This is a genomic window from Bordetella bronchialis (assembly GCF_001676705.1).
In the GTDB taxonomy this organism is placed as follows: domain Bacteria; phylum Pseudomonadota; class Gammaproteobacteria; order Burkholderiales; family Burkholderiaceae_B; genus Bordetella_C; species Bordetella_C bronchialis.
In genome coordinates, this window is the sequence record NZ_CP016170.1 from 5,841,801 (window position 1) to 5,864,497 (window position 22,697).

The 22,697-nt window shown below is 64.4% G+C and carries 18 protein-coding genes; 10 read left to right on the forward strand and 8 right to left on the reverse strand.

The annotated features are described in order from the left end of the window. Positions 1-5 precede the first annotated feature (5 nt). The 5 genes from BAU06_RS25740 to BAU06_RS25760 all read right to left on the reverse strand — a co-directional run bounded on the left by BAU06_RS25740 (position 6) and on the right by BAU06_RS25760 (position 7,188). Positions 6-818: a GNAT family N-acetyltransferase gene (locus tag BAU06_RS25740; RefSeq protein WP_066357476.1), complete on the reverse strand. Its 813-nt coding sequence runs from the start codon at positions 816-818 to the stop codon at positions 6-8. 4 nt (positions 819-822) lie between these two features. Then, complete coding sequence (locus BAU06_RS25745; RefSeq protein WP_066357479.1) at positions 823-1,623, reverse strand: ParA family protein; 801 nt, start codon at positions 1,621-1,623, stop codon at positions 823-825. Further along, entirely contained in the window at positions 1,620-2,312 is a 693-nt protein-coding gene (gene rsmG, locus BAU06_RS25750; protein WP_066357483.1) for a 16S rRNA (guanine(527)-N(7))-methyltransferase RsmG, read from the reverse strand. The genes BAU06_RS25745 and rsmG overlap by 4 nt, the downstream gene beginning before the upstream one ends. Continuing rightward, positions 2,309-4,225 carry a tRNA uridine-5-carboxymethylaminomethyl(34) synthesis enzyme MnmG gene (gene mnmG / locus BAU06_RS25755; protein WP_066357486.1) on the reverse strand — a complete coding sequence of 639 codons (1,917 nt, stop codon included), beginning with the start codon at positions 4,223-4,225 and terminating at the stop codon, positions 2,309-2,311. Before mnmG ends, rsmG begins: the two co-directional genes overlap by 4 nt. A gap of 2,756 nt (positions 4,226-6,981) precedes the next feature. Beyond that, complete coding sequence (locus BAU06_RS25760) at positions 6,982-7,188, reverse strand: cold-shock protein (RefSeq protein WP_066357490.1); 207 nt, start codon at positions 7,186-7,188, stop codon at positions 6,982-6,984. Positions 7,189-7,636: 448 nt separating this feature from the next. Here BAU06_RS25760 and BAU06_RS25765 point away from each other — a divergent pair, with 448 nt between their 5' ends. Both BAU06_RS25765 and BAU06_RS25770 read left to right on the forward strand, forming a co-directional pair. Beyond that, positions 7,637-8,803: a pyridoxal phosphate-dependent aminotransferase gene (locus BAU06_RS25765; RefSeq protein ID WP_066357493.1), complete on the forward strand. Its 1,167-nt coding sequence runs from the start codon at positions 7,637-7,639 to the stop codon at positions 8,801-8,803. A 1,671-nt stretch (positions 8,804-10,474) separates the two neighbouring features. Next, a complete protein-coding gene (locus tag BAU06_RS25770; RefSeq protein WP_156770342.1) occupies positions 10,475-10,984 on the forward strand; it encodes a hypothetical protein in 510 nt (169 codons plus the stop codon). 5 nt (positions 10,985-10,989) lie between these two features. On the opposite strand, the gene BAU06_RS25775 is transcribed toward BAU06_RS25770, so the two are convergent. Continuing rightward, entirely contained in the window at positions 10,990-11,448 is a 459-nt protein-coding gene (locus tag BAU06_RS25775) for a MarR family winged helix-turn-helix transcriptional regulator (protein ID WP_066357498.1), read from the reverse strand. Positions 11,449-11,604: 156 nt separating this feature from the next. Between BAU06_RS25775 and BAU06_RS25780 the strand changes: the two genes are divergently transcribed. The 3 genes from BAU06_RS25780 (at position 11,605) to BAU06_RS25790 (ending at position 14,562) form a co-directional block, all read left to right on the forward strand. Next, positions 11,605-12,984: an MATE family efflux transporter gene (locus BAU06_RS25780; RefSeq protein ID WP_231933962.1), complete on the forward strand. Its 1,380-nt coding sequence runs from the start codon at positions 11,605-11,607 to the stop codon at positions 12,982-12,984. Positions 12,985-13,171: 187 nt separating this feature from the next. Further along, on the forward strand, positions 13,172-13,708 hold the full coding sequence (locus BAU06_RS25785; protein WP_066357507.1) for a carboxymuconolactone decarboxylase family protein: 537 nt from the start codon (positions 13,172-13,174) through the stop codon (positions 13,706-13,708). A gap of 173 nt (positions 13,709-13,881) precedes the next feature. After that, positions 13,882-14,562 carry a nitroreductase family protein gene (locus BAU06_RS25790; protein WP_066357509.1) on the forward strand — a complete coding sequence of 227 codons (681 nt, stop codon included), beginning with the start codon at positions 13,882-13,884 and terminating at the stop codon, positions 14,560-14,562. 5 nt (positions 14,563-14,567) lie between these two features. Here the strand turns inward: BAU06_RS25790 and BAU06_RS25795 are convergent, their stop codons facing one another. Further along, positions 14,568-15,782, reverse strand: coding sequence for an MFS transporter (locus BAU06_RS25795; RefSeq protein ID WP_066357513.1), 1,215 nt, complete (start codon positions 15,780-15,782; stop codon positions 14,568-14,570). A 104-nt stretch (positions 15,783-15,886) separates the two neighbouring features. On the opposite strand from BAU06_RS25795, the gene BAU06_RS25800 reads away from it, so the two are divergent. Next, positions 15,887-16,852: an AraC family transcriptional regulator gene (locus BAU06_RS25800; RefSeq protein WP_415834888.1), complete on the forward strand. Its 966-nt coding sequence runs from the start codon at positions 15,887-15,889 to the stop codon at positions 16,850-16,852. Positions 16,853-16,938: 86 nt separating this feature from the next. Beyond that, positions 16,939-17,676: a FimV/HubP family polar landmark protein gene (locus tag BAU06_RS27190; protein WP_066357514.1), complete on the forward strand. Its 738-nt coding sequence runs from the start codon at positions 16,939-16,941 to the stop codon at positions 17,674-17,676. 20 nt (positions 17,677-17,696) lie between these two features. Here BAU06_RS27190 and mnmE read toward each other — a convergent pair whose 3' ends face one another. Then, complete coding sequence (gene mnmE, locus BAU06_RS25810) at positions 17,697-19,064, reverse strand: tRNA uridine-5-carboxymethylaminomethyl(34) synthesis GTPase MnmE (protein ID WP_066357520.1); 1,368 nt, start codon at positions 19,062-19,064, stop codon at positions 17,697-17,699. A gap of 151 nt (positions 19,065-19,215) precedes the next feature. Here mnmE and BAU06_RS25815 point away from each other — a divergent pair, with 151 nt between their 5' ends. From BAU06_RS25815 to BAU06_RS25825, 3 genes are read left to right on the forward strand one after another with little or no spacing between them, the layout of a single operon-like run. Further along, entirely contained in the window at positions 19,216-20,772 is a 1,557-nt protein-coding gene (locus BAU06_RS25815) for an ABC transporter substrate-binding protein (protein WP_415834889.1), read from the forward strand. Between the two features lie 9 nt (positions 20,773-20,781). Beyond that, a complete protein-coding gene (locus tag BAU06_RS25820; RefSeq protein WP_066357524.1) occupies positions 20,782-21,756 on the forward strand; it encodes an ABC transporter permease in 975 nt (324 codons plus the stop codon). Beyond that, positions 21,753-22,685 carry an ABC transporter permease gene (locus tag BAU06_RS25825; RefSeq protein ID WP_066357526.1) on the forward strand — a complete coding sequence of 311 codons (933 nt, stop codon included), beginning with the start codon at positions 21,753-21,755 and terminating at the stop codon, positions 22,683-22,685. Before BAU06_RS25820 ends, BAU06_RS25825 begins: the two co-directional genes overlap by 4 nt. Positions 22,686-22,697: the final 12 nt, after the last annotated feature.

Below are 22,697 nucleotides of genomic sequence, written 5' to 3' on the forward strand. Positions count from 1 at the left end.
GCCGCTCATTTATGTTCATGCGTACGGTACCAATAGGCGTACCGGTCGGAGAAACCCAGCGAAGCATAGAGCCGCCGCGCCGCCGCGTTGGCATGTTCGACCTGCAGGTAGGCGGCGCGGGCGCCGGCCTGGTATGCCTCGTCCGTCAGGCGATGCATGAGGTGGCGCGCGTAGCCGCGGCGCCGCACGTCGGCATGCACCACGACGTCGAAGATGCCGGCAACATCCCCATCCACGACAACCATGCCGGTCGCGACAGGCCTTCCGTCGTCATCGCGCGCCGCCATTCGTATGCAGGGCACGGCGATGGCCGCAAGCCGGCGGGCGTGTTCGCTTACGTGCTCGGCCGCCTGTCCGCGCAGGGCGCCGGCGATGGCCGCGAAGCGCGCGGCAGGTTCGTGGTCGTATCGTAGCGTGACGGCACGCGATTCGGCTCGCCTCCCCCGCAAGGGCACCGCCATCACGCAGCTATCGCCAAAGCGGCGCAAACCGCGAGCGTCCAGCTGGGCATCCAGCGCCGGATCGGGGCAGACAGAGGTCAGGCGAAAAACCGGCGGCAATTGCGCGCGCGCGTACAGGGCACTGCAGAATGCGAGCTTTTCGTCCAGGTCGCGATGGGGCGCCGCGATGACGTTGACGCTGCGCGCACGCTTGGCGGCGGCGGGCGCCCAGCGCACCAGCCAGCCGTCGTAGAGCATCTGTTCGCGCACCGTGGTCGCGTTGAGCGCCGCTTCTTCCATGCGGATCGCCTGCGTATCGACGGGTGTCGATACCAGATTCGCCTGCCCGGACGAGGAATGGACGGCAAGATCGCGCACCGGATCAGTCCACCAGAACCTTGACCCGTTCGATCATCTCGGCGCCGAAGGAGATATAGGCTTGCGCGCCTCGCGACGTGCGGTCGTAGACCACGCCCGGCATGCCATAGCTCGGCGCCTCCGCCAGCCTTACGTTGCGGGGTACCACGGTCTCGAAGACCTTGTCGCCGAAGTGCGCTTCCAGTTGGGCCGACACCTGCTGCTGCAACGTCATGCGCGGGTCGAACATGACGCGCAACAGGCCGATGACGCGAAGCTGGGGATTGATGTTGCGGTGCACCCGCTTGATGGTATTGACCAGGTCGGACAGCCCTTCCAACGCGAAGTATTCGCACTGCATGGGGATGATCACGCCATGGGCCGCGGCCAGGCCGTTCAAGGTGAGCAGGGACAGCGTGGGCGGGCAATCGATCAGGATGAAGTCGTATTCCTCCGCAACCGTCTCCAGGGCATTCCGCAGCTGCCGCTCGCGCTCTTCCATCTGCACCAGGTCGATCTCCGCGCCGGCCAGTTCGCGGTTGGCCGGCAGGACATCGTAGCCACCGACCTCCGAGCGCACGCGGGCCGCGGCGATCGTCGTGTCGCCGATCAGGACTTCGTACAGATTGGATTGCAGCCCGGCCTTGTCTATACCGCTGCCCATGGTGGCGTTGCCTTGGGGATCCAGATCCACCAGCAGTACGCGCTTGTCGTGCGTGGCAAGGCCCGCCGCCAGATTGATGGCCGTGGTGGTTTTGCCGACACCGCCCTTCTGGTTCGCGATGCAAAAGACCCGGGCGATTTTGCTGGACTCAGTTTGATTCATGGATTTCCTTGACTACGCGCGCCGTCGCGGCGCATCCATATCAGGCATCGTTGCGCATCGAGTTCGGGGACAGAGACAGGATCGACGCGGACGACGCGCCATTCCCCGGCCGCGTGCAGCCGCGCGATTTCGTCGTCCGGTACTTTGCCCTTCAGGGCCAGCAGCGTACCACCCGGGGCGACATGCTGTCCCGCCAGACGGGCGAAGTCGTCCAGCGCCGCGAAGGCGCGCGAAGCGACGACATCGCAATCCGCGGGCGGCAGTTTCTCCACGCGGTCATGCACGGCCGCCAGGTTGGCGAGCGCCAGCGCGCCGGACACCTGGCGGATGAAGGCGGTTTTTTTTTCCACCGCGTCGATGCAGGTGATTCGCCACGCGGGCCGCATGATGGCCAGGACCGCGCCCGGCAGGCCGGCACCCGACCCAATGTCGAATATGCGCCCATCGGCCGGCATGACCGAGTCCAGCGGCCGCACCACCGACAAGCTATCGAAGATGTGCTGCACCAGCATTTGTCCGGCGTCGCGTATGGCCGTCAGGTTGTAAGTACGGTTCCAGCGCTGCAAAAGTTGAAGGTAGCCCAGCAGCTTGTGCAACTGTTCATCCGTAAGCGGGAGACCGAGCGCGGCGCAGGCATGCTGCAGCCGGGCCTGGTCGCTCCCGTGGGGGGCGGGCCGTGCCGGCGTCATGCGGCGCGTTTGCGCGAGCCGTAATGCAGGCGCTTCAGATGTATCAGCAGCAGCGAAATGGCGGCCGGCGTCACGCCGGAAATCCGCGCGGCCTGGCCTATGGTTTCCGGGCGATGGGCCTTGAGCTTTTGCCGCACTTCGAAGGACAGGCTCAGCACGGCGTCATAGTCCAGATCGTCGGGCAGGCGCTGGGCTTCGTGCGCCATATGCTTTTGCACTTCGTCTTGCTGGCGGGCGATGTAGCCCGCGTACTTGACCTGTATTTCCACCTGCTGGGCGGCATCGGCCACGTCCAGGCCAGGACCCGCCAGCAGCGTACCGTCCGGCAACGCGGCCTGCATCAAGGCCTGGTAGGTGACATTGGGGCGTTTCAGCAGGTCTGCTAGTGAGTACTCACGTTCAATCTGTTGCCCGAGTAGTGTTTCCGCTACCTCGACCGGTAGATTGCGCGGCGTGACCCAGGTGGACCGCAGGCGTTGGACCTCGCGTTCGACGGACTCTCGCTTACGTTCGAATGCTTCCCACCGCGTATCGTCCACCAGGCCCAGCTTGCGGCCGATTTCCGTCAGGCGCATATCTGCATTGTCTTCGCGCAGACTCAGGCGATACTCCGCCCGCGAAGTAAACATGCGATAGGGTTCCGTTACCCCCCGCGTGATCAAATCGTCGACCAGCACGCCCAGGTAGGCCTCGTCCCGCCGGGGCGTCCAGCTTTCCTTGTCCAGGGCGGCGAGCGCAGCATTCAGGCCGGCCAGCAGCCCTTGGGCCGCCGCTTCTTCGTAGCCCGTCGTGCCATTGATCTGGCCAGCGAAATACAGACCCGATATGGCGCGCGTCTCCAGGGTCGACTTCAGGCCGCGCGGATCGAAGTAGTCGTACTCGATGGCATAGCCCGGACGCAGGATGTGTGCGTTCTCAAGTCCCGGCAGGGAATGGATAAGCTCCAGCTGGACATCGAACGGCAGGCTGGTGGACACGCCGTTGGGATATACCTCGTGCGTGTCCAATCCTTCGGGCTCCAGGAAAACCTGGTGCGAGGCTTTGTCCGCGAAACGGTGGATCTTGTCTTCGATCGAGGGGCAGTATCTTGGCCCGACCCCTTCGATGACACCGCTGTACATGGGCGACCGGTCGAGCCCGCCGCGGATGATGTCGTGGGTGCGTTCGTTCGTATGCGTGATCCAGCACGGCAGTTGCCGCGGGTGCATGGACGCATGGCCAAGGAAGGAAAATACCGGGATGGGATCCAGGTCGCCCGGTTGTTCTTCCAGCACGCTGTAATCGATGGTGCGTCCGTCTATGCGCGGCGGCGTACCGGTCTTCAACCGTCCCTGAGGCAGTTTCAGTTCCCGAAGGCGTTGACCCAGGGTGGTGGCGGGCGGATCGCCTGCGCGGCCGGCGGTGTAATTCTGCAAACCGACATGAATCAGGCCGTTCAGGAACGTACCCGCTGTCAGCACCACTTTGCGGGCGCGGAACTTCAAACCGATCTGGGTGACGGCGCCCGTCACACGGTCGCCGTCAACCAGCAAGTCATCGACGGCTTGCTGGAACAGCCACAGATTGGGCTGGTTCTCCAGGCGCGAGCGGATGGCCTTCCGATATAGAACCCGGTCGGCCTGGGCCCGGGTTGCCCGGACTGCCGGCCCCTTGGAACCGTTCAGGATACGAAACTGAATCCCCGCCTCGTCGGTGGCGAGCGCCATCGCGCCACCCAAGGCATCGACTTCCTTCACCAGGTGGCCCTTGCCTATACCCCCGATCGACGGGTTGCAAGACATCTGGCCCAGCGTTTCGATATTGTGGGTCAGCAACAAGGTCCGGGCGCCGGCGCGGGCCGACGCCAAGGCAGCTTCAGTGCCGGCGTGGCCACCGCCCACCACTATGACGTCGAACTCGCGGGGGTAATCCATGGTACGTGAGGAAGAAAGAGCTTTGAACGGTGATTATAGAGGGTCCGGGTGGAGCTGGTGTTTCACGTGAAACAACGGTCTGGCCTGAGGCTGGGGGGTTGATGTTCCACGTGAAACACTGGGCCGCCATGAGACGGTATGTCGTACTTGAGCCGGCAGTCTTGCGCACGGATGTCCGCGTCGCGATAAGGGCGGGATGCAACGGCCTGCGCGGCCTGACTACCACCCCGCACGCGCGAGGCAACCGCCGCTATCGACCATCCCGTTAGTCATGGCGCCCACATCCATGAGATCCCTGCCTAGGCTATCGCCCGGCGGTCAGCGGCCATGACTGGAGAAGCGTCTCGCTGAGCAACACGCGGGACCTCCGCCGCCACAATTATCTGCCGCACGCAGCTGCGGACGAGGACCGCCAGAAGGCGGCAGAACATCGGCGGTTATTGGTACCGCAGGACCGCCTCTATGCGCGATGCCGGCCCACGGGAAACCGACGACACGTTCGGCCAGCGCTCGCAGTAGCGCCGCGTCTCGGCCCAAGCTCCATGAGACTGACGTACCCTGGTTTCACGTGGCGTGGGTTCGTCGAGCCGCCGACGCGACACCGTGCCACCGCCACACGTGGGGCCGCGGGCGGCCGTCCGGGCAACAAAGGGGTTGCCGCGCGGGACGGCGCGGTGGATCATTGGGTCCCCCCGCATATTGCATCCGACCCAATACAAATCTGAATCTCAACCGCTCTGCCACTGCGGGATGAGCGCCGTGCTATCACGCCCGGCGGCATGTCGTACTGCCTGCCGTCCCCTCCCCTAGCAGGGCGCGCGGTAGGCGTGCGGCTTGAAACCTTGCGTCCCAGCAAGCCCACACGCCCCTTGCCGCGCGGAAGTCTCCGCCCGGGTCTGTCAGGTCCCGTCGTCCTGTGTAAAGGGTCGCTGCGCGATACCGGCGCTTAGGCTCTCGCCAGCTCGGCAGCACGCGTATCGCTATCGGCAACGCCCGTGCGGTTTGGAAGGAGAACGGCGGAGCGTGTGGCCTTTGAGGACGCCACACGCACCCGGATGCAACTCCGGGGTGCGAACATACCCAGCCAGGCTGACCCGAGACCGCCGCCGTCCACCTGTAAAGGTGAGGCCGTCTGAGCCTTGGGCGCTTTGAGAACTGCACGAAAGGTGTCCACTGCTGTCCGCGTACCCCGCCGCACTGGGGTTGGGTGCGGTCCTCCACGTCGACACCAGGAAGGCCAGATGGCGTTGCCGTCACCAGACACGGCACCCCACCGTCCATGTACCCGCCCTGCCGGCCGACCCAGGGCCGCAGACAGATGCGCCGGCTGGATAGCGTCGACGCGCGCCGTCGCCCGACACTTTGGTACGGAGCGGCTTCCGCCACTCTTGCCACCAGGCGACCCAGGCCGATGTTTCACGTGAAACAACAGGCCGGATCCCTTGCCGGGCATGCCTCTCCAGCTCGCCGAAGGCGAAGAGACAACCGTTCCCCGCACTGAAATCCGGGGCATGGATAGCCCGCGAATCGGGACGTGCTCGACGCCCCCTTTCGTTGCGCCCATCCAAAAGGGGGTAACCATCCGCACGCCCCCGGATTCAGGCCGAGGATACGCCTATGTGGTTGACGGCCTGCAAAGGACGCCAACGAACCATGGTCATAACGTGCCCCGGACGCCAGCCTCTTCGCTCGGCCCTGTACGCCCGCCTCAGCATGTTGCAGCACCCTTAGCAGAGTGTCCGAACAAAGACGACATGGAGGGTTTCCCGGCCATGCCGCCCCACAGTTGAAAGCAGCCATGGGCAAGCGGCATTCGCTGCCGACCGCCTGCTCTTGACGCTCGATGGAGGCCAGTCGCCGCGACCGCGAAAATGCGAGACACGGCCCAAATGATCGATGGGATCGCTGCTTGATGCGTCTGATCGGAGGCGTGTCACGCAGCGAAGACAGTATCGCGCGCCACCGGAGAAAACTGGCGGCCAAGACTGCCGGCGGTAAGCCACGGATCCCGGCCCTAGCCTCGCACGTCCCTTTGTTGCCGGGCCGGCTCCGCCCTACCCCTTGGATACCGAAGGCTACAGCTAACCCGGGTACCTACTGCCCTACTACTCTGGGGTGTTCCACGTGAAACGTACCCACCCGCTTATGCCCTAGGACGTCGGCACTATTTGGGATAGACCACGGCCACTGGCCTGCTCGGCAAACGGAGATGCCGCGGGCCTGACAGTGTTGTTTATTCACGGCGACGGCGCGCGACAACCGGCCATAACGTCCCGATCCGGCGTGAGCTATCCACAGGAGTACCCACAGGCCGCAGCCGGCGCGGCACACGATACCGGGATTGGGGATATAAATGTGAACAACCGATCCCCACGCGGGAGCTGGCCTGGACGTGAATCCACGCGCGAAGCCGCGCCGTAGGAGAAAACTACAAAAAACCGGGAGATTCGGTGGAATAGGCGCGCCGTGCGCGTATAGAAATTACACCCGCCGAGGATCTGTGAGGGATCCCACACGCGCCTTCACCATGGACGCGGCTGTGAATAACCTGGGCGCTATGGGCAGGGGCGCGGCAATATAAGGGACGAGCGCCGCACTGCGGGAATATCCGCGTTGGGACATATCCCGGAATTGTCCACAGCCTTATCCACCCCGGCAAAAACATAACGCCCCAATGCCTGGAGGCTTTTGGGGCGATAAAAGCCGGCCTGGATCCGGCGTCGCTAAGTGCGTGTGGATATGCCTGGGGCTATTGCTTACAGCGGACGGATGTCGGCAGCCTGGGGCCCTTTGGGGCCGTCCTTGACTTCAAACTCGACATCCTGGCCTTCGTTCAAGCTGCGATAGCCGCGTCCCTGGATTGCCGAGAAATGCGCGAAGACGTCGACACCACCAGCGTCAGGGGTGATGAACCCATAACCCTTGTCGGCGTTGAACCACTTCACTTTGCCCTTCTGAACCATTTGTGTAACGTCCTATAAAAACACAATGCTGTGCGCAGATGCGATTCAAGGACGCTGACGCGAACGTGTTACCACCAGCTCCAGCCCCGCGGAACGCGATGACCGGTAGGAAAGGCCTGCAGCGGAACGGACAGACATTCAACTTGAATACAACGGCGAAACGAGCATACTCAGCCGTGATGACAGGGACAAATAGTTGTTTACCCCTATGTCGTTTTTTTTTAACTTGGCTCACAAGTTCCTGAGGCCATCCCGCCCGGTCTTCCCGGTATGAAGGCCGCGAGCGGCATGCGTCGCCGTGCCCCGGATTCCTCGCGAAACTCGAAAAGCCCACGACTCGGCCGGTAAAGCGACGTGGGCGACAGGACTGCCCGCCATTCGGGTGATGATGGGATACTTCTGAACATTTCCCCGTTTCAGTCCTCCTTCCGCTGACCTATACCGCACCATGATCCGCTCCAAGCTGCCCGACGTCGGGACCACCATTTTCACCGTCATGAGCCGCCTGGCCATCGAGCACAAGGCCATTAACCTGGGCCAGGGCTTTCCCGATTTCAATCCGGATCCGGCGCTGCTCGAGCTGGTGAGCAAAGCCATGGCTGACGGCCATAACCAATATCCCTATATGCCGGGTGTTGCGCCACTGCGGGAAGCGATCGCCACGAAGACGCAGGCGCTCTACGGCCATGCATACGACCCCGAGACGGAAATCACAGTGACGAGCGGGGCCACCGAGGCCTTGATGGCGACCATCCTGGCGGCGGTGAACACCGGCGACGAAGTCGTCGTCATCGAACCCTGCTACGACTCCTATCTACCGGGCATACGTTTGGCGGGCGGCACCGCGGTACCGGTGCCATTGCGTGCTCCGACGTCCGATGACCCCTATTACCGGATCGAGTGGCAACGCGTCAGAGATGCGATCACCCCCAAGACCCGCCTGCTGATGCTCAATTTTCCCCATAACCCCACGGGCGCCATCCTGGACGACGCGGACCTGGACGCCTTGGAAACCATCGTGCGCGAGACAGGCGTGCTCCTGGTGTCTGACGAAGTCTACGAACACATCGTTTTCGATGGCCGCGAGCATGCCAGCCTGGCGCGCCGTCCCTTGCTGGCAGAGCACGCCTTCGTGATCTCTTCTTTCGGAAAGACCTATCACACGACGGGATGGAAGCTGGGCTATTGCTGCGCGCCGCGCCACCTGACGGCCGAATTGCGCAAAGTCCACCAGTTCATGGTGTTCACCGTACCGTCCCCCATGCAGTTCGCCTACGCGGAATACATGAAGAACCCGGCCCCGTACCGCGACTTGCCCGCGTTCTATCAAGCAAAACGCGATCGATTGCACGCTGGCTTGCTGAAGACGCGCTTCCGGCCCCTGCCGAGCCCGGGGACCTTCTTCATGATGGCGGACTACAGCGCGATATCGCAGTTGCCTGAAGCCGAATTCGCGCGCTGGCTTACAACGGAGTATGGCGTGGCGGTTATCCCGATCTCGGCCTTCTACCGTACGCCAGACGCGCCGGAATCGAATCACAAGCTGGTGCGCTTCTGCTTCGCGAAACGGGATGAGACCCTGGACGAGGCCCTGGAGCGACTCAGCGCCGTCTAGAAGGCGCGAAAACCTGAATCGAAGGGCAGCCTATGGCTGCCTTTTTTTTTCCCTCGTGGGGCTGCCGACGGTGTCCTGCTCCATCGCAGGTGCCGACCGCGTCTGTCACAACCAGCAAACCACGACGCCGCCATTGCAACAAAGCGCGCGCCGGGACTCGTCGAAGTGAGATCGGCACGACTCGGCGGTCGAGGGGTAAGGCCATGGACCTGCGATCCGCCGCCCGTATGCCGGGTCTGTGTTTTATCTCTTCTTTTCTTGTATATAAAAAGATTGGTAGTGATGGGTGTCTGTGGATAACTGGACAACTCATACTTCCCGTGGCGAATCAGGACATTGCGCCGTTTTCGGTATGTGAGCTAGGCATGTTTACGCTCGCTCTTCAAGTTGAACAACTTCCGTCCGCCGACAAAAAAAGGGCTTTGTTCTCCTTTCATCCACAACGTTTGCACAAGTCCTCGTCCCAGCGGTTATGCACAGGGCCAGCGTCGTCGTCCTGCAGCACCGTGCAAGCCCCCCTGTCGCAAAAGCGCGCTCCTGTCGGCGGCATGCGCCAATCGGCATGAGTCCTATCGAGGCTGCGTCCTTACCCGCAGCCTTCGGGAACGCAGGCGTTCATCATCAACTTCATTCCGGCGCCGGGGCGTCATGGCGACCGTCAAGACGCGCGCAGTGCGCCGCCGCGCGCCGCGCGGTGCCTGGACACCATCTGCCCTGTTGGACAGCGCCTGAGCGCGCCTGGGTGGCCACAGCGGCAGCCGACGTCGACGAAGTGGTGCTGGGTGCCCGCCCTCGCCTAAGCCGGCACCACGTTCCGACTCGAGCTCCATGTCCTCGCGGCGCGACATGCGGCGAAAGGCGCATCCCAGGGTGGGGTTCGCAACGATGCCTTGGATGCGGTGCGTCGCGCACCGACGGCCTGACAGCGCGAAGGCCGGCCGAACGTGCAGGTAAGGATCCGCGCACTGGGCAGCTTCGGGACAGGGCGGTCATCCGCGACATCTGGCCGATGCCGGCCCGGGCTGGCAAGGACTTATGGTTTTCACACTTCTTTTTTATATATAAAAAGATTGGTAGTGATGGGTGTCTGTGGATAACTGCATCAACCGGGAAAAACCCTGTCGCGACAAGAGCTTGGCCTTCTTTCGCCCTGTGCAGCAGTTCTGTTTGCCGCCTCGGGAAAACATGAGCAACTTTCGAGAGGAGCGACTGGGCGAGCCTTATTCCCAACGCGTCCACAAGGTTTGCACATGGGCGCGACTTAGACGATGTCCACAGGCTGCGGCGCCATGGACTGGCGGTTCGTTCGTATATCGGCTGAGCGGTAAAGGCCTGGTGCGCCGGAGCCAGGACCCAGGGGCGGCGGCGATACGCAAGCCGGTCATGGTCGGGATGGCGCTGTACTGGAGGCGCTACGACGCCGTGCCTCCGCGACGTTCCGGCTGGCCCAGCTTCCCTCGTGGCGAGGATAGAGTCGTACGATGTCGTAGTGATACGGGCTCAGCGCGCGGCAATAAACCGCATGACTATTCATTGCCGCTCTAAATGGAAATAAGTTTTCCTGGATAAGGGTTTACCCTAGATCATTGCAGCGCAACAATCTCACCATTCCAGCGGCCCTGCCGCAGGGCCTTGACGGCTTTCGTCGGCCCCTGTTCTTTGGAGTGTGTCATGAGAACCCTTGCGACTTCCCTGTTTGCCGCGCTTGCCCTCGCCGCCGGCGTCGCGCACGCGGATCCCCTGGCGTCCGGCCAACCGGCGCCTATCTCGCGGTCCGGCGCACAAGCGCCTGGCCACATGCTCGCCGGGAACCCGGCCGCAGTGGCGCGAGGAGCGATGCCCATCACCCTCGCGGACGACGGCGACTCCCCTGACGTCGGACGGATCCTGCTTGCCGATGGTGGCAATGGCGAAGACGGGCAGACCCTGCTTGCCCAGGGCGGCGGCTCGGACGAGAGCGGCCAGATTCTGTTGGCCGGTGTGGAAGAGCCGGAAGGCAAGGGTTCGACCATGCTGGCCACCGGCGGCGGCTCCGGCGATACCGGGCAAACGATGTTGGCCAACGGCGGCGATTCCGGCGATGCCGGGCAGACGATGTTGGCCACCGGCAGCGACCCCGACGATGCCGGCCGCACCATGCTGGCCGCCGGTCCCGAGGACGGTACTACCCAATTGGCCTGAGCCTGTCAGGCTCGATTGAAAGCCTCGGCAAATTCGTCCGAGAAGATATCGGCCAGCGCCAGGCGCAATGCCGCCGCCCGCTCCGCGCCGTAGGCTCGCTCGAAGCGATTCTGTGCCTGCCGCCACAAGCGGTTGGCTTCGGCCAATTTGCGCCGGCCTTCCGGCGTGAGGTGTACGCGGCGGCTGCGGCCATCATGTTCGTCGCGGATCTGCACCAGATAGCCATCGCGCTCCAGCGGCTTGAGATTGTGCGCGAGCGCCGAGCGGTCCAGCACGATTGCGTGGGCGAGCTCCGACATGGTGGGCGTTCCCGCACGTTCGACGTGCAGCAGAATGGATCGCTGCGACGCCTTCAATCCACATGGCGCGAGCACCGCATCGTATAGCTGGGTGACGCGCCGGTTTGCCTTGCGCAGGGCCGCGCCGTTGCAGACGCCCGGGTCTTTCGAGTCTAGTGTAGGCATGGCTGTGGAGGTTGGCGTTACGGCTGGCCGCGCGGTGGCGCGGACGGAGTCGCTTTCCGCGATTTTATTCCGGTTGACGTTAGGTGCACATGCAAATAGATTGCGTATATAGTTGCATATGCCAATACAACGCCATTCCCGGAAGCCTACTCCGCCATGACATCCGCCACTACCAGCGCGACGATACCCGCCGCGAATCCACGCTTGCAGGCCATGCTGCATGCGCCGGTCGCCAGAACGCTCGTCCGCCTGAGCTGGCCCAACATGCTGATGATGTTGGCGCAGTCTTCCACCGGATTGATCGAAACCTGGTTCCTGGCCAAGCTGGGTACCGACGTGCTGGCGGGCGTGGCCGTCGTGGTCCCGGTACTCATGCTGATGCAGAACATGTCGCAGGGGGCCATGGGTGGCGGAATCTCTTCCGCGATCGCCCGCGCGCTGGGCGCTGGCCGCCGAGAGGATGCCAATCATCTGGTGCGGCATGCCGTCGCGCTGAACGCCGGCATCGGCGTGGTCTTCACTGTCCTGCTGCTGGCCTTCGGACGGCCCTTGTTCCATTTGCTGGGTGCGGAGGGCCACGCGCTGGACGCCGCGGTAACCTATGGACAGGTGGTGTTCGCCGCGCTGCCGCTCATGTGGATCATGAATGCTTTGGCCAGCGCGATACGCGGGACGGGCAATATGATGGTCCCGGGTGCCGTGATCTGTGGCGGTGCACTGATGCTGATACCGCTTTCCCCGTGCCTGATATTCGGGCTCGGACCCTTGCCGTCCTTGGGCGTGGCAGGCGGCGCCTGGGCGCTGGTTCTCTACTACCTTGCCGGCGTGCTTATCCTTGGCGCCTACTGCCTGAGCGGGCGAAACGCGGCACGGCTCGTCGGCGGGCGCCTGCAATGGCCGATGATGCGCGGCATTCTTGCCGTCGGGGGCCTGGCCTGCCTGAATCCCGTCCTGACCAATACCATCATCGCGGGGACGGGCGCGCTGGTCGGCGCCTTCGCCGGGACGGCCGCCTTGGCCGGTTATGCCACCGCGGCCCGCCTGGAGTATCTGTTGATGCCCATCGCATTCGGGTTGGGCGCGCCCATGGTCGCGATGGTGGGGTCCAACATCGGCGCGGGACAACACGAAAGAGCGCGGCGCATTGCCTTGGTGGGCGGCGCCATGGCCTTTGCGCTGGCCGAGGTGGTCGGCCTGATCGCCGCCGCGTATCCCAACGCATGGTTGCGCCTGTTCGGCAGCGATGAACATCTGCTGGAGGCGGGTGCGGCCTACCTGCGCATCGTGGGGCCGTTCTATGGCTTCTTCGCGCTGGGATTCTCGCTGTACTTTGCTTCGCAAGGAGCCGGTAGATTGAAATGGCCCTTGACCGCGGGAGCGATCCGGCTCGGCCTGTACGTGGGTGTCGGCGGCGCCGTGCTTGCCGTCACCCATTCGCTCACGGCGTTCTACATCCTGGGCGCCATCGCCATGATCGCCTATGGTTCGCTGGTGATGTGGTCCGTGGCGGCGCGTACCTGGTTTTCGCGGTCATGAAGGCTGCATGGATTCATGCGCGGATCGCAAGACTTATGTGCGTGAAGAGGTAGCGGCATAGCCGTGATACCGCGGTGCTGCGCGGGATGAGACGAATGAGCATCAAGTCGATCCCGCAAGATCTCCACGCGCGGTGGCACGGCGCGTAGAGTGGAAGCCGTCAACCACTCATACAAGGAACCGCATCATGAGCCGCATCGCTACTCCCGCCGTCGAAACCGCTACGGGCGCCACCGCCGACATCTACGCCAAGATCCGCAAGGCGGTGGGCCGTGTGCCCAACGCCTACGCCGCCATCGGTGCGATCAATCCGGCGGCGCTGGCGTCCACGTTGCAGGCCGGGGCCGTGCTGTCCGCCGGCAGCCTGAGCAAACAGGACGAAGAAACGATCAAGATCGTGGTCAGCGAGATTGCCGGCTGCGACTATTGCGTGGCGGCGCATGCCGCGGTCGGCAAGATGGTGGGACTGAAGCCGGAGGCCATCAGGCAGATCCGGGCGGGCGAGTCCACCGGCGATGCCAAGCGCGACGCGCTCGTGCGATTCGTGCGCGTCCTGCAAACGACGCGTGGAACGATACCGGCCGCCGAACTGGAAGCCGTCAAGGCGGCCGGATACAGCGATGCGCAGCTGGTCGACGTGGCGCTGGCGATCGCGCTGATCACGTTCACCAACGTGTTCAACCGCTTCAACGACACCGATGTGGATTTTCCCGCTGTGGAATGACCACCGTGTGCCGACCGTGGCCCGGGCGTGCCGGCCGGCGCGAACGGTTTGCAGGGCGCTTGCGGGGCGGTGGCTGAAGACGCGTTATCGGGCGCATAATGCCCCGGTATCGATCCATGCGTGGAGATATCCGCGCCACGCATGGACACCGCCCGCCAGGAGAGCACCGCGCCATGAATGCACCGCATGACATCGTCGACGAAGCCATCCGTTCGCGCCGCAGCGTCCGTGGATTCCTTCCCACACCGGTGCCCATGGAGACCGTCCGCGAGATCCTGACGGTGGCGTCGTATGCGCCCAGCGGCAGCAACATCCAGCCATGGCAGGTGCATGTGATCACCGGCCGCACGCGCGATGCGATGTCGGTCGCGCTATTGGACGCGCACGCCAGGCAGTTGCCGGAATCGCGCGAATACCATTACTACCCGACGGCGTGGCGCAGCCCCTATATCGAACGGCGTCGCCAGACCGGATGGGGTCTTTATTCCACTGTCGGTGTCGCCAAGGGCGACCGGGAAGGATCGGCCCGGCAGCATGGGCGCAACTATGCCTTCTTCGGCGCGCCCGTGGTCTTTATCTTCTGCATCGACAAGGACCTGGAAAAAGGCAGCTGGCTGGATTTCGGCATGTTCCTGCAGAACATCATGGTGGCGGCGCGCGGCCGCGGCTTGCACAGCTGCCCGCAGGCCGCATTGGCGAACTACCCGGATATCGTCAAGCCCATGCTGGGCATAGGCCCGGAGCAGACGCTGGTGTGCGGGCTGTCCATGGGGTACGAGGATCCGGATTGCGTGGCGAACCGCTTCCGGCCGCCGCGCATAGGATTGGAAGACTTCGTCACCTACCACGATTGACGCGGTCAGGCGGCCGCCGTGGCATGCCGCGGGCGCATACCCAGCAGCACCAGCAGCGTCGCCACCAGCAGCGCCAGTCCGCTTCCCGTGAAGACGCCCAGCGCGCCGGCCATGTCGAAGACGGCCCCGCCCACCGCCGCGCCCAGCGTGATCGCAAGCTGTACCGCCGCGACGATCAGGCCGCCCGCGCTCTCGGCTTCATCCGGTACCCGGCGGGTGATCCAGGTGGACCATCCCACCGGCACGGTGCCGAATGCGAAGCCCCACAGTGCCACCATGGCCGAATCCGCGAAGGGGGCGCTGCCCGAAGCCGCCAGGAGGAGTCCCAGCGTCCCCATCAGCAGCGGCATCAAGGCGAGCGTCAGGCGTAGATTCCGTTCCAGCATGAAGCCGGCCACCGACGTCCCGATGAAGTTGGCCACGCCGAAGCCCAGCAGGATCGCCGACAGTCCATTCAGGCCCACCCCGGTCACGGTTTCCAGGAAGGGACGCAGATACGTGAAGAAGGCGAAGTGGCCCGTGAACACCAGGATGACGGCCAGCATTCCCATGCCGATGCCGGGGCGCTTCAGGACCTCTGCCAGGGTGCCCAGCCGGGTGTGTCCCGTGGGCGCCATGCGCGGCAGCGTAGCCAGCTGCCAGGCCAGCGCCAGGACGCCCAGGCCGGTCGCCGCCAGGAATACGTTGCGCCAGCCTATCAGGCCGCCCAGGTAGCTGCCGACGGGCGCGGCGACGATGGTGGCCGCCGAGACGCCGCTGAACATCAGGGACAAGGCACGGGGGATCATGTCCTCCGGTACCAGCCGCATGGCGGTTGCCGCGGACATGGTCCAGAAGCCGCCGATAGCCACGCCCAGAAGCACGCGCCCCAGCAGCAGCGCCGGCAGATTCGAGGCGAAGGCGACCAGCAGGTTGGAAACGATCAGCAGTACGGAAAACGCCAGGAGCACATGCCGCCGGTCGATGCGGCGCGTGGCCGTGGCGATCAGCAGGCTGGTGACCAGGGCCACCGCGGCGGTGGCCGTCACGGCCTGGCCGGCCAGGCCTTCGCTGATGCGCAGATCGGCCGCCATGGGCGTCAACAGGCTGGCGGGCAGGAATTCCGCAGTCACCAGCCCGAAAACCCCCAGCGTCATCGAAAACACGGCCTGCCACGCGGGCCGTTCCGGGGCCTGCCATTGCCCTGACGATCCCGCTGCCTTTACATCCCCTGCTTGCATGTCGACTTCCCAAGAAACTTTCAATGCCGTGCAGGATAAGCTAGAGTTTCCGGACGATCCATGCCATGGAATCCGAGATGTTTGATCAAAAGTCCGAAGGCGCGATTTTAGCCCCCGCCCCCGCCAAGGCCGACAGCCGCGGCGCCGGGGATCTGGTCAGCGAGCTGCTGCTGGGCATGCGGCTGTACGGCATCCAGTACCGCCGCATGCAATTCGCGCCGCCTTTCGGTATCGGCTTCGGCGCCGCGACCGGCCGGGCACAGTTTCATTTCATCGCGCGTGGCGCGGTATTCCTGCGCACGGACAGCGGAGCGGTGCATCCCCTGAAGACGGGCGATGCCGTGCTGCTGCCGCATGGCCGCGCGCATGAAGTACTTTCCGAACCGGATCTGCGCACGCGCGATATCGCCACCTTCGACACACTGAAGCTATGCGAGACGGTATGCGCCGTCGTGGCCGGCGACCGCACGGGGGACCACGTCGGCGATGCGCTGATATTCAGCGGTTGCATGGCGTTCGACCTGGGCGGCATGCAACCGCTGGTGGCCGCCATGCCGGAGGTCATGCGGGTGGATACGCTATTGGAGCGCTACCCCGAGATCCTGCCCATGCTCGAAGCCATGGCGCGCGAGTCACGCGAGGAGCGCGCCGGCTATGCGGGCATCCTGGCGCGGCTGGCCGATGTGGTCTCGGCGTTTATCGTGCGCGGTTGGGCCGAATGCGGCTGTGGCGATGCCAGCGGCTGGGTCGAAGCACTGCGCGACCCACGCCTGGGGCGGGCGATCGTGGCCATGCATCGCGAGCCCGGCCGCGATTGGACGGTGGCCGAACTCGCGGAGCGCATGGGCAGTTCGCGGTCCGTCTTCGCGGAGCGCTTCCTGGCCGTGACCGGCATGACGCCGCTGCGCTACCTGACCGAATTGCGCATGCGGCTGGCGGCGCAATGGATACGCGATGGACGCACATCCATCGAAGGCGCGGCGTATGAGCTGGGCTACGGTTCCCAGGCGGCATTCAGCCGTGCGTTCAAGCGCATCGTTGGCCATCCGCCGGGGGCCGTGCGCGACTGAGCGCAACCGTGGACGTGTACGCAACCGTGGCGGCGGGCGCGGTACTGATGCACCGCATTTCCCATCCATTTCACGGAGCCGCTGCCATGCATGTTTCTTCCCAATCCGCATCCACGCCGTTTCCCTCCACCGCGCTGCCCGCGCGGAACGCCACGTCCGCGCCAGGCGCTCAGCAGGAGACGCAGGCCGATACTGCCGGCCCCGCTGCACCGCGATCTTCGGCACCGGTACACATCGTCGTGGCCGCCGATGACACGGTATTCGGCATCGCGCAGCGCCATCGCGATGCCATCGATGCCGGGATCTGCCAGATCGCCGCGGCATTGTGGCGGCACAATCCTCAGGCATTCCAGCAGAACGATATGAACCGCCTGAAGGCTGGCGTGCGGATCGAGTTGCCGGCGGCCGAGACGATACGTGCGATACCCGCGCAAGAGGCGGCACGGCTGTGCGCCGCGCATATCGATCCGGACACGCAAAAGCGCCACGGCACCGTGGGGGTGACCGTCCGCGCCAGTTACGAAGATCAGCGCACGCTGCGCCAGGGTGAGCGGGAACTGGTGTACTTCCGCGATACGCTGGGCGCGATCGCGCAGCGCTTCCATGTCCCCGGCGCGACGCTGCACCAGAAGCTGGTCGCCATGGCCACGGCCAATCCCGATGCCTTCCGGAACGGCAATATGAACGCTCTGCGCACGGGGGTATTGCTTCGCATGCCCACGGACGCGCAGGTGCTGGCCATGGATGCGGAAAGCGCGAAAGCGGAAGTCGGCCGGCAGTGGCGCGAGTATCAGGGCTACACGCGCCCGGCCATGAAGTGCTGAGGGGTCTTACGCGATGTGCATCACTTCCCGATGCAGAACCGCGAAAATATTTCCCCCAGCAGATCGTCGCTGGTGAACACCCCGGTGATGGACGCCAGGCTTTCATGCGCCAGGCGTAGTTCCTCGGCGAAAAGGTCCAGCACGCGGTCATCCTGCGCGGCGTGCTGGGCGGCGATGGACAGGTGTTCCTGGGCTTGCTGCAGGGCGCGCAGATGGCGTTCGCGGGCCAGCCAGGGGGACTCCGCTCCCGGGTTCCAGCCGGCGATGTCCAGCAGCGCCTTGCGCAGCGTATCCAGGCCTTCGCCGGTGCGGGCGGAGATATGCAACACACCCGCTGGCGGGTCGTACGCCTTCTTCGCGTCCGGCAGGTCCACCTTGTTCATGACTTTCAGGACCGGTGTCCCCGCCGGCAACCGCGCGGCGATCCCCGCATCCAGCGTTTCTTCATCGCCCGCCGTGGCGTCCTGCAAGTGCAGGATGACGTCGGCCCTTTCGATTTCCTTCCACGTCCTGGCGATGCCTATCTGTTCCACGGGATCGTCCGTCTCGCGCAAGCCCGCGGTGTCCACGATGTGAAGCGGCACGCCGTCCAGGTGGATTTCCTGCACCACTTTGTCGCGCGTGGTGCCGGCGATGGGGGTGACGATGGCGACCTCGTCGCCGGCCAGTGCGTTCAATAGACTGGACTTCCCCACATTCGGCCGGCCGGCCAGCACCACATGCAGGCCTTCGCGCAGGATCACGCCCTGCCGCGTCTGGGCGATGATGGCGCGCAGGTCCGCGGAAAGCGCGTCCAGCATGGGCCTGGCCTGGTATTTCTCCAGGAAGTCGATCTCTTCCTCGGGGAAATCCAGCGTCGCCTCGACCAGCATGCGCAGATGCACGATGCGGTCGGCCAGGGCGTTCACCTTATGCGAGAAGACCCCGGACAGCGACGCCATCGCGCCGCGCGCCGCCGCGTCGGAGGTAGCCTCGATCAGGTCGGCCACGGCTTCGGCCTGCGCCAGGTCGATACGGCCATTCAGGAAGGCCCGCTGCGTGAACTCGCCGGGCTCCGCGATGCGCAGGCCCATATCGCGGCCAGCGTCCAGGCACAGCTGCAGCACGCGCCGCAGTACGGCCGGGCCGCCATGTCCCTGTAGTTCGAGCACGTCCTCGCCGGTATAGGAATGTGGCCCCGGAAAAAACAGCACGATGCCCTCGTCCAGCACTTCGCCAGCGTCGGTCGTGAAAGGCAGGAGATGCGCGTGGCGGGGGATCAGCTCGCGCTGAAAAAGGCGACGCACCATATTGGCAAGCGATGCACCGGAAACGCGCACGATGCCCACGCCGCCGCGGCCGGGCGCCGTGGCGATCGCCGCGATGGGCACTGACGGTAAGGGGGACATATAACCGGATCGACTAGGCAATAAGGGAATATAACCGTTGCGCCTGGCATATTTGCTCGGTATGTTGCGCCGTGGAGTTCAAGTACAACTTGATCAGGAGTCTTTCATGTCTCGTTGGTTTACCCGCGCCGTCGTGGGCGGATTCACCGCCATGGCGATCGCCCTCGGCGCGCACGGCACCGCCGCGGCCAGGGACCTGGTGATCGGTCTGAAGACCGAGCCCAGCTCGCTCGATCCCCAATATCATTCGCTGACCCCGAATACGCAGATTGCGTTGACCATTTTCGATCCGCTGGTGCGGGCCGATGACCAGTTGAAGCCGCGCCCCGCGCTGGCCGAGTCCTGGACGGTGGATGGCAATGTCTGGACCTTCAAGCTGCGGCCCAATGTGAAGTTCTCCGACGGCTCGCCGTTCACGGCGGACGACGTGGTGTTCACTTTCGAGCGCGTGCCCAAGGTGCCCAACAGTCCCTCGCCCTTCACGCTCTATCTGAAGGACGTGGCCAAGACCGAGGCCGTGGATCCCCTGACGGTGCGCATCACCACCAAGGGTCCCTCCCCCCTGCTGCTGCCCAACCTGGGCCAGCTGCCCATCCTTTCCAAGAAGGCCGCGTCCGGCGCCGCGCCGGAAGGCAAGACGACCACCGAGCTGAATGCGGGCGATGGCCTGGTAGGCACCGGTCCCTATAAGTTTGTCTCGTGGAAGCGCGGCGCCGAGCTCGTGCTGGCCCGCAACGACAACTACTGGGGCAAGAAGCCGGTCTGGGACAAAGTCGTCTACAAGCCCATGACCAACGCGGCCAGCCGCGTGGCGGCCCTCCTGGCGGGTGACGTCGACATGATCGAGGATCCCCCGACCGACGACCTGCCCAAACTCAAGGCCGACAAGAACCTGTACATACAGCAGACGCCTTCGGTGCGCGTGATGTACGTGGCCATGGACCAGTACAACGAAGTCAGCCCCGGCATCACCGACGCGGACGGCAAGCCGCTGGCCAAGAACCCGCTGAAGGACAAGCGCGTGCGCGAGGCGCTGTCGCTGGCCATCGACCGCAAGGCCATCGAGGATCGCGTCATGGGCGGCGTGTCCAAGCCCGCCGGCAACCTGCTGCCCTATCCCATGTTCGGCGCGTCCAAGACCTATGCGGAGGCGCCCAGGGCCGACGTCAACAAGGCCAAGAAGCTGCTGGCCGATGCAGGCTATCCCAAGGGTTTCGACATCACGCTGGGCGCGCCCTCGGGCCGCTACATCAATGACTCCAAGGTGGCGCAGGCGATCGCGTCCATGTGGAGCCGCATCGGCGTCAAGACCAATGTCGAAGCCTCGGCCCCGCCGGTGTTCTTCAAGAACCGCGACTCGTACAAGTACAGCGCATATCTGGCGGGCTGGTCGGTGACCAGCGGTGAAATGTCCAATGCCCTGGGATCGCTCGCGGTGACCTCCGATCCTTCCAAGGGCCTGGGCACCACGAACCGCGGCCGCTATTCCAACCCGGAAATGGACAAGCTCTACATGGAGGCCGCCACCACCATGGACGACGCCAAGCGGGCCGAACTGCTGTCCAAGGCGGCGGACCTGCTGATGGCCGACTACGGCCTGCTGCCCATTCATTTCGAGCTGTCCGTGTGGGCCATGAAGAAGGACATCCGTTACGCGGGCCGTTCCGACCAGATGACCGAAGCACAGGATGTCACGCTGAAGCAGTAAAGGTGTTCTGTGCTAGCCACCATTATCCGCAGGCTGCTGCAGACCATCGTCGTCATGCTCGTCATGTCGGCGCTGGTCTTCGGCGGCATCTACCTGGTGGGCGATCCGGTCTCCATGATGGCCAGTCCGGATGCCACCGAAATCGAACGTGCCGCCATCCGGCAGTCGCTGGGACTGGACCAGCCCTTGTGGCACCAGTACCTGATCTTCATCGGCAAGGCCATCCACGGCGATTTCGGCAATAGCTTCCTGACCGGCGAACCGGCCATGCGGCTCATCCTGGACCGCATGCCGGCGACCATGGAGCTGGCGGTGGTGGCCATGTTGCTGTCGTTGCTGATCGGCATACCGCTGGGCATCCGCGCCGGGCTCAAGCCGAACGCGCCCGCCTCGCGCGCGATCATGACGGGCTCGGTGCTGGGATTTTCCCTGCCCAATTTCTGGGTGGGCCTGATGCTGATCATGGTGTTCGCGGTCACGCTGGGCTGGCTGCCCGCCAGCGGACGCGGCCCTACCGCATCGCTGGGAGGCTTGCGCCTGAGCGTACTGACGCCGGGCGGCTGGGCCAATCTGATCCTGCCCGCGGCCACCATCGCGCTGGCCAAGTGCGCGACCATCATACGGATCACGCGCGCCGCCACGCGCGAGGCCCTGCCGATGGATTACATCAAGTTCGCCCGCGCCAAGGGCCTGTCGGAATCGCGCGTATTGCGCGTGCACCTGCTCAAGAACATCCTGATCCCTATCGTCACCGTCGCCGGCCTGGAATTCGGCCAGGTGGTGGCCTTCGCGGTGGTGACGGAGTCGGTGTTTTCCTGGCCTGGCATGGGCAAGCTGCTGATCGATTCCATCATCAACCTGGACCGGCCCGTGGTGGTCGCCTATCTGCTGCTGATTGTGTTTTTCCTGGTCATGCTTAACCTCGTGGTGGACATCGTCTACACCGTGCTGGACCCCCGCGTACGATTGGACGGACGACGATGACAACGACCGCTACTCCCCGGACGGCGGCCACGCCGCCCGCGCCCGTCGCGAAGGAAGCCGGCCCCTGGCGCCGCTTCCTGGAGGACTTCTTCGCCAGCAAGCTGGCCACGCTGGGCCTGGTGGTCCTGGTGGCGATGATCCTGGCGGTGCTGCTGGCGCCCTGGATCGCGCCGCAGAATCCGTATGACATCGGCAGCCTGGACATCATGGACGCCAAGCTGCCGCCGGGCAGCGAGAACGTTGCCGGCGACATGACCTATTGGCTGGGCACCGACGGCCAGGCGCGCGACATGTTGTCCGCAATTCTCTACGGCTTGCGCACCAGCTTGATGGTGGGCTGTATTTCGGTGTTCTTCGCCTTTGTCATCGGCGCCACGGTGGGCCTGGTGGCCGCGTATTTCGGCGGGCGCGTGGACGCGCTGTTGATGCGCATCGCCGATATCCAGCTGTCGTTTCCGTCCATCCTAGTCGCCCTGATCCTGCTTTCCATCCTGGGCTCGGGCGTGGACAAGGTAATCATCGCCTTGATCGTCGTGCAGTGGGCGTATTTCGCCCGCACCGCGCGCGGCGCGGCGCTGGTGGAGCGCGGCAAGGAATACGTCGAAGCCGCGCGGTGCATGTCGCTGGGCTCGTGGCGCATATTGCGGCGCCACCTGCTGCCCAACTGCATGCCGCCCTTGATCGTGGTCGCCACCATAGACCTGGCACACGCCATCGCGCTGGAAGCCACCCTGTCTTTCCTGGGCGTGGGCGTCCCCGTGACGGAGCCTTCGCTGGGCATGCTGATCTCCAACGGCTTCGAATTCCTGATGTCCGGACGCTACTGGATCTCGTTTTTCCCCGGCGTGGCCCTGGCCATCGCCATCATCGCCATCAATCTGGTCGGCGACCATCTGCGCGATGTACTGAATCCGCGCAACGCGTCGTAAGGAGGCCGCGAT